6 protein-coding genes are annotated in these 7,699 nt (G+C 62.5%); 5 read left to right on the forward strand and 1 reads right to left on the reverse strand.

Features of this window, described 5'->3' with window-relative positions; all coding sequences use genetic code 11:
- The 3 genes from mrdA to VJ604_RS12140 form a co-directional block, all read left to right on the forward strand.
- The coding region (gene mrdA / locus VJ604_RS12130; protein ID WP_324082831.1) for a penicillin-binding protein 2 at positions 1-1,827 on the forward strand (1,827 nt) is incomplete at its 5' end.
- Positions 1,828-1,852: 25 nt separating this feature from the next.
- On the forward strand, positions 1,853-2,953 hold the full coding sequence (gene rodA, locus VJ604_RS12135; RefSeq protein WP_324082833.1) for a rod shape-determining protein RodA: 1,101 nt from the start codon (positions 1,853-1,855) through the stop codon (positions 2,951-2,953).
- Between the two features lie 9 nt (positions 2,954-2,962).
- Complete coding sequence (locus VJ604_RS12140) at positions 2,963-4,096, forward strand: tRNA-queuosine alpha-mannosyltransferase domain-containing protein (RefSeq protein WP_324082835.1); 1,134 nt, start codon at positions 2,963-2,965, stop codon at positions 4,094-4,096.
- A gap of 363 nt (positions 4,097-4,459) precedes the next feature.
- Here the strand turns inward: VJ604_RS12140 and VJ604_RS12145 are convergent, their stop codons facing one another.
- Entirely contained in the window at positions 4,460-4,609 is a 150-nt protein-coding gene (locus VJ604_RS12145; protein ID WP_324082836.1) for a transposase, read from the reverse strand.
- Between the two features lie 470 nt (positions 4,610-5,079).
- Between VJ604_RS12145 and amrS the strand changes: the two genes are divergently transcribed.
- Positions 5,080-6,093 carry an AmmeMemoRadiSam system radical SAM enzyme gene (gene amrS / locus VJ604_RS12150; protein WP_324082838.1) on the forward strand — a complete coding sequence of 338 codons (1,014 nt, stop codon included), beginning with the start codon at positions 5,080-5,082 and terminating at the stop codon, positions 6,091-6,093.
- Between the two features lie 4 nt (positions 6,094-6,097).
- The coding region (locus VJ604_RS12155) for a PAS domain-containing sensor histidine kinase (protein ID WP_324082840.1) at positions 6,098-7,699 on the forward strand (1,602 nt) is incomplete at its 3' end.

Consider the following 7,699-nt stretch of genomic DNA (forward strand, 5'->3'; position numbering starts at 1 on the left):
CTCGACCAGTCGGAGAACAACCGGCTGCGCTTCGTGCCGGTGGCAGCCCCGCGCGGTGCCATCCTGGACCGAAACGGCAAGGTCCTGGTCTCCAACACACCCTCCTTCTCGGTGGCGGTCATCCCCAAGGACGTGAAGAACAAGGATCAGCTGGTCGCCAACCTCGGCAAGTACCTGAACCTTGACCAGGCCGAGATCCTGGAGAAGTGGCAGAAAGGGGAGGGGCGGGCGAAGTACTACCCCCTGGTGGTCGCCTCGGGGATCACCCGCGACCAGATGGAGTTCCTCGAGGAGAACCGCCTGTCGCTCTCCGGGGTGAACATCGAGATGAAGCCGGTCCGGGCCTACAACTACGGCGACCTGGCCGCCCATCTGCTCGGCTACCTGGGGGAGGTCTCCGAGGAGGAGCTCAGCACCGACCGCTACAAGGATTACAACGCCGGGGACTACACCGGCAAGGGTGGGATCGAGAAGAGCTGGGAGAACTACCTGCACGGCACCGACGGCGGACGCCAGATCGAGGTCGACGCCCGGGGGCGCTTCCTGCGCACCGTGGAGGAAAGCGACCCGGCAACCGGCAACACCGTGGTCTTAACCATCGACCTGGAGATGCAGAAGGCGGTGGAGGAGGCCTTGGCGGGACGCGCCGGGGCCGCGGTGGCCATGGACGTCAACACCGGGGAGGTGCTGGCCTTCGCGAGCTCCCCCAACTTCGACCCGGTCCTCTTCACCGGCCGCATTCCCAAGGACAAGTGGAAGGCCTACCTCGAAGACGAGCGGCATCCCCTGGAGAACAAGGCGCTCAGGGGGATGTACCCTCCCGGCTCCACCTTCAAGATCGTGACCGCCATCGCGGGGCTGGAGACCGGGCTGATCAACGAGCACACCGCGGTTGATTGCCCCGGCTACTACCGCTTCGGCAACGCCACCTTCAAGTGCTGGGAGAAGAAGGGGCACGGCCACGTCGAGCTCCATCGGGCGCTTAGGGAGTCGTGCGACGTCTACTTCTACAAGCTCGCCGAGCGCCTGGGGGTGGACCGGATCGCGGAGTACGCCAAGCGTCTGGGGTTAGGCTCTCCGCTTGGGGTCGGCCTCGACAACGAGAAGGGTGGGGTGATCCCGACCCAGGCCTGGAAGCTCAAGCGCTTCGGCAAGAAGTGGTACTCGGGGGAGACCCTCTCGGTCGGCATCGGCCAGGGGTACGTGCTGACCACCCCCCTCCAGCTCGCCTCCATGATCTCCACGGTCGCCAACGAGGGGACCGTCTACCAGCCCCACCTGGTCAAGAGGGTGGTCGACTCGGACGGCAAGGTACTCAAGGAGTTCCAGCCCCAGGTGCTCAGCAGGGCCGGGATCAAGCCGGAAACCTACCGGCTGGTGAAGGAGGGGCTCTTCGGGGTGGTCAACGAGCCGCACGGCACCGGCGGCATGGCCAGGCTCTCCGAGGTGAAGGTCGCCGGCAAGACCGGCTCCTCACAGGTGGTCAAGCTGCGTACCGGCAAGGGAGAGGTCCCCTACAAGTACCGCGACCACGCGCTGTTCGTGGCCTTCGCCCCCTACGAGAAACCGGAGGTCGCGGTGGCCGTCATCGTCGAGCACGGCGAGCATGGAGGCTCCGCCGCCGCCCCCGTGGCCGGCAAGGTCCTGCGCGCCTACTTCGAGGGGAAGGGCGTGATCAAGAAACCGGTCCCCAAACCGAAGGAAGCGGTGGAGACGGACGCTCAGCAGCCGGCGGGAACCGGCGCGCCCGCAGCCGGCAGCGGCGCTCCCGGGGCGGCAGTCCCCGCCGCCGCTTCCCGCCCGGCCCAGGAAAAGGTGGGCGACTAGATAATCAACGGTACACGAGGTACGGATGTTCGATCGACGGCTATTCACCAACTTTGACTGGACCCTGCTTGCGGTGGTGCTGCTCGTCACCAGCGTCGGGGTGGTCAACATATACAGCGCCTCTTCCTCCTACCGGGAGATCGGCACCCCCTACTTCCTCAAGCAGATCTACTGGATCGTAGCCGGCATGCTGTTGTGCGTCACAGTCTGCAGCCTCGACTACCACATGCTGGAGGACTTCGCCTACTGGCTGTACGGCGCGGTGCTCATCCTGCTGATCCTGGTGCTGGTGATCGGCAAGGTCTCCATGGGCGCCAAACGCTGGATCTACCTGGGGTTCTTCACCATCCAGCCCTCCGAGCCGATGAAGATCGTCATCATCATCACCCTCTCCCGGTTCTTCAGTCGCTATCCGGTCTTCAAGGGACTCACCCTGCGCGACCTGCTCTACCCGCTGCTCCTTTTGGGGCTCCCCGCGCTGCTGATCATGAAGCAGCCGGACCTGGGGACCGCCATCCTGGTCACCCTGATCGGCGGGACCATCATCCTCTTCGTCGGGGTCCGCTGGTCCGCGCTGGCCACCATGTTCGCCGCCGCCATCCCCTCCGTCTACGTCGCCTGGCGCTACGTGCTGCACGACTACCAGAAGGACCGCATCTACAACTTCCTCAACCCCGACCTCGACCCGCAGGGGAGCGGCTACCACATCATCCAGAGTAAGATCGCGGTAGGTTCCGGGGCCACCTTCGGTAAGGGGTTCATGCACGGCACCCAGTCGCAACTCCGCTTCCTTCCCGAGCAGCACACCGACTTCGCCTTCTCGGTGTTCGCCGAGGAATGGGGCTTCGTCGGCTGCCTGGTGATGCTCGTCCTCTACCTGTTCCTGATCCTGTGGGGGCTCGGTATCGCCAAGAAGTGCAACGACCGCTTCGGTTCTCTTTTGGCGGTGGGGGTCTGCGCCATGCTCTTCTGGCACATCGTGATCAACATGGGGATGGTGATCGGCCTCTTCCCGGTGGTGGGGGTGCCGCTCCCCTTCTTCTCCTACGGCGGGACCTCTATGGTCACCTCCATGATCGGTGTGGGGATATTGCTGAACGTCAGCATGCGGCGCTTCATGTTCTAAGGGGGCCGCATGCGCATCACCCTGATCGAGCCTTACTGTACCGGCTCCCATGCCGCCTGGGCCCACGAGTACGCCCGCCACAGCCGTCACCAGGTCGATCTCCTGACCCTGCCGGGGCGCAACTGGAAGTGGCGCATGCACGGCGGGGCCGTTACCCTTGCCGGCCGCTTCCTGGCCGAGGGAAAGCGAACCGACCTGATCCTCGCCACCGACATGCTCGATCTCACCACCTTCCTCGCCCTCACCAGGAAGGCCACCGGCAACTGCCGCTGCGCGATCTATTTCCACGAAAACCAGCTCACCTACCCCTGGTCCCCCGACGATGCCGACCCCGGCCAGCAGCGGGACCTGCACTACGCCTTCATCAATTACGCAAGCGCCTTGGCCGCCGACGCAGTGCTCTTCAACTCCTCCTACCACCAACGCTCCTTTCTGGAGGCGCTGCCCTCCTTTCTCAAGGCCTTTCCCGACTTCGACGAGCCGCACTCGCCACTGCTGGTCGCCGGGAAGAGCCGGGTGCTCCCGCTGGGGCTGGACTTGAGGAAGCTCGATCGGCACCGGCAGGAAAAGACTTCTCCCGGCTCTCCCCCCTTGATCCTTTGGAACCACCGCTGGGAGTACGACAAGTCGCCGCAGCCGTTCTTCGAGGCGCTCTACACATTGGCCGATGAGGGGATGGATTTCAGGCTGGCGGTGCTGGGCGAGTCCTTCCGGAAGGCTCCTGCCGTCTTCGGTCAGGCGCGGAAGCGGTTGTCCTCGCGGATCGTGCAGTGGGGATACCTGGAGAGTTTCGCCGAGTATGCGGAGTGGCTCTGGCGGGCGGACGTCCTGCCGGTGACCTCGCGGCAGGAGTTCTTCGGGGCCAGCGTGGTGCAGGCCCTCTACTGCGGCTGCCTTCCCTTGCTGCCTGACCGGCTCGCCTACCCGGAGCACGTTCCCTGCGACAAGTTAACCGACGTCCTGTACGGCGACGATGACGAACTGCTCGACCGTTTGCGCGGGCTGCTGAGCGGGGAGGGGAAGCAGACACCTCTCCAGCACTACGTCGCTCGTTATGACTGGCAGAACATGGCTCCGCTCTACGACGATTTTCTGGAACGGCTGGCGGTCGGTTGTGAACTGCCTCCAGCGCCCACCCTTTAGTCATTCCTCCCTGTTTCCCTCCCCCTCTTTTTCAACTCCCTCCTCGCCCCTTCAGGGGAGAGGGGCGGGGGTGAGGTTGCCTTCCTCTGCAGAACTGCACCCCTCACCCGCCCTTCGGGCACCCTCCCCCCTAAAGGGGCGAGGGGGATCGTTACCACCTTTTCTCCATGGAAAAAGGCACCAGCAGTCGGGAAATGTGGACACGCCGTTCAAACAGTAATGACAGGGATGTTACGTCTTGGGTTTTGGGGGCGGTGGGTGCAGAAAGAGGGGCTTCGGGGGGCTACGATGCTGACAAGGTGGGTATTGCTGCGGAGTTAGGAGTAGGAGGGGAGGGGCGCCCGAAGGCGCCCCGCTTCCCGACTAGGCAGCCTTGTTGACGGTGACGATCTCTTCGCTTTTTACCAGCCAGACGGTGCCGCAGGAGGAGCATTCGAAGAGCCCCTTGGCGTAGCCATCCGCGTGGATGTCGATCTCGATGTGTTTCTTGTTGTTGCAATGCGGGCAAATCATGACATGTTCTCCTGTTTTCGCGCTGTATTGGCGTTGTTGTTATATTAATATATAGAAGCGGCCAGGACGGTGCAAGACTATTTTTTCGCAAAAAACCACCTAAAACAATAGTTTACCTGGGTGTTTCATTTTAAGAGCTAACCTCATTTTTTAAAACAACCGTCGTTGCTCCCCTCTTAAGAGCTCTTCTTTCTGCTCCAACCCCCCGAATTCACGATGAAATGCCACAAATAAAACAAGGGTATGTCAAAAATCTGCCCAGCAATTGGTCCTTACGTAAACGTGACAGCAGTGTCGAAACTTTTTTTATCCCTCGATTGGCGAAAACTTGTTTTGTTTTGGCAGTCGCCGCTGCCGGTCGATTTTCTTACCGTTCACCCTCAATTTAGCTCTGGCAAATGCCATCGCTAAGTGATATGTTGGTGCGGATTAATATGCGTCCGCTAGTGAACGGGGCGAAAGGAGCCGTTATGAGAGAAGCCATGTTCTACGACAAGCTGGAAGGCAACCGGGTCCGTTGTCGGCTCTGTCGCTTTCACTGCCTGATCGGGCCCGGCCAGAGGGGGCACTGCAGGGTCCGGGAGAATCGCGGCGGCGTCCTGCTTTCCCTGGTGTACGGCCGGGCGATTGCCGAGCACGTCGACCCCATTGAGAAGAAGCCGCTCTTCCATGTGCTTCCCGGCAGCCGTTCCTATTCGATCGCCACCGTCGGTTGCAACTTCCGGTGTCTGCACTGTCAAAACTACACAATCTCGCAGCCGGAGGAGGGGAGCGTAGAATTTTCAGGGAACCTGGTGCAGCCCGAAACCGTGATCCAGCGGGCGCTCGCGCAAGGATGCCGCTCCATCTCCTACACCTACACCGAGCCCACCATCTTCTTCGAGTACGCCTATGAAACCGCCAAGCTTGCCAAGGCGGCCGGGCTCAAGAACGTCTTCGTCACCAACGGCTACATCACCAACGAGGCCCTGGCCGTGATCGCTCCTTACCTTGATGCCGCCAACATTGATCTCAAGGGCTTCACCGAGTCCTTCTATCGTGAGGTGGTGGGTGCCTCGCTGGCGGAGGTCCTCGACTGCATCAGGGAATACAAGCGGCTGGGCATCTGGCTGGAGCTTACCACCCTGGTCATCCCCCATCGTAACGACTCTCTGGAGGAACTGCGCAACATCGCCGAGTTCATTGCCGGCGAGCTCGGCCCCGGCACTCCGTGGCACGTCACCCAGTTCTACCCGACCTACCGCCTCCAGGAAGAGGGGAGGACCCCGCTGGCGACCTTGCGGGCGGCCCGCCAGATAGGGCTGGAAGCGGGACTGCGCTACGTCTATGAGGGAAATGTCCCGGGGGAGGGGGGAGAGAGCAGCTACTGCCCTTCCTGCCAGGAACTCCTGGTGAAAAGGAACGGTTACCTGATCGAAAAGAACCTTTTGGACCACGGACGCTGCGCCCACTGCGGTTTTGCCGTCGATGGTCTTTGGGAGTAACGGGATGCGGTTGGCAAACGAAAACTCAACCAGCATCATCGACCGCAGGATCCTCTCGGTCGGCATCTGCCTGATGCTCGCCTACTGGGTCCTCGATGCTGCTTTGGACGCCGCGGTTTTCCACGAGGGCTCGTTCGCCTACTCCCTGGTTGCACCCCCTGTTCACCAGATCGTCGACCGTTTCCTGGTGGTGGCCCTTCTTGTCGGCAGTTCCATGTTAGGCCAGCGGGCGGCTAAAAAGAAGCAGGGGCTGGAACTGGCCCTTCAGGAGGCCCTGAAGAGCGCGGAGCAGGAGAGGGCGAAGTTGGTGGCGGTGGTGGAGGCGATGGGTGACGGCATCTCCATCCAGTCCCCCGACCTTACCGTCGTCTACCAGAACCGGGTGCACCAGCAGATCGTCGGCTCCCATGCCGGCGAGCCCTGCTACCGTGCCTACCGGGATGAAAGCGATCCCTGCCCGGAGTGCCACCTGCAGGAGGCTTTCAGGGACGGCGGCCTGCATCGCATCGAGGTCTCCAGGCCCGGTGACCAGGGGACCCGCTGGTACGAGATCATGGGATCCGCTGCCCGGGATGAGGCCGGAGTGGTGACTGCAGGGGTCGAGGTGATGCGGGACATCACCGAGCGGAAAGCGACCGAGCAGGCGATCAGCAAACAGGCGGCCCTGCTTCAGCATCTGATCGACACCCTGCCCAACCCGGTCTACTACCAGGACCCGAGCGGACGCCTGATCTGGTGCAATGCCGCCTTTGCCTGCTGGGTGGACAAGCCGCGCGAGCTGCTGGTGGGACGGACCCTCTTCGAGGTGGCCTCGCAGCAGGTGAGCCGTGTGCTGCAGGAGAGGGAGCCGGCAGCCGTTCAGGTGACCGTGAAGGAGACTACCTTGCCCCGCGCCGACGGGGAAGAGCGCGACGTCATCCTCTACCGGTCCGTCTTCACCGCGCCGGAAGGGGAGCGCGGCGGCCAGCTCGGGGTGATCATCGACATCACCGCGCGCAAGCGGGCCGAGCGGGAGATCATCGGCCTCAACGCTGCGCTCACCCAGCAGGCGGTGGAACTGCAGCAGGTAAACCGCGAGTTGGAGGCTTTCAATCACGCCATCTCCCACGACCTTCGAACCCCGCTCACCAGGATCTACAGCTACGCCCAATTGCTGCAGGCGGATGCGGAGAAAGTGGACGGCGACGGAGCCAACTACGTGAAGGGGGTGCAGGAGGGGTGCCTGCAGGTGGAGGGGCTGCTTAACTCCCTGCTCTCCCTTTCCCGGGTGACCGAGGTGGCGTTGGAAAGCAGCACCGTCGACCTCAGCCAACTCGCCTGTCAGACCGCCCGTGAACTGCAAGCCGCCGATCCGGAGCGCAAAGGCTCCGTCACCATCACTCCTGGACTGCTGGCTGTGGGGGACCGGCAACTGCTGCAGGTGGTTTTGCAAAACCTGATCGGCAACGCCTGGAAGTACTCCTCGAAGACCGAGGAGGCGGTGATCGAGGTCGGCGCTCACAGCACTCCCACGGGTGATACGATCTTCTTCGTCAAGGACAACGGCGCAGGGTTCGACAGTTCGCGTGATGACCAGCTCTTCAAGCCGTTCAGCAGGCTGCACTCC

The sequence above is a fragment of the Geomonas sp. genome, from assembly GCF_035254065.1.
GTDB lineage: Bacteria > Desulfobacterota > Desulfuromonadia > Geobacterales > Geobacteraceae > Geomonas.

Coding starts and splice junctions, on each gene's coding strand:
- VJ604_RS12145 (WP_324082836.1), bottom strand. CDS start 4,609: ATGATTTGCCCGCATTGCAACAACAAGAAACACATCGAGATCGACATC.
- amrS (WP_324082838.1), top strand. CDS start 5,080: ATGAGAGAAGCCATGTTCTACGACAAGCTGGAAGGCAACCGGGTCCGT.
- VJ604_RS12140 (WP_324082835.1), top strand. CDS start 2,963: ATGCGCATCACCCTGATCGAGCCTTACTGTACCGGCTCCCATGCCGCC.
- rodA (WP_324082833.1), top strand. CDS start 1,853: ATGTTCGATCGACGGCTATTCACCAACTTTGACTGGACCCTGCTTGCG.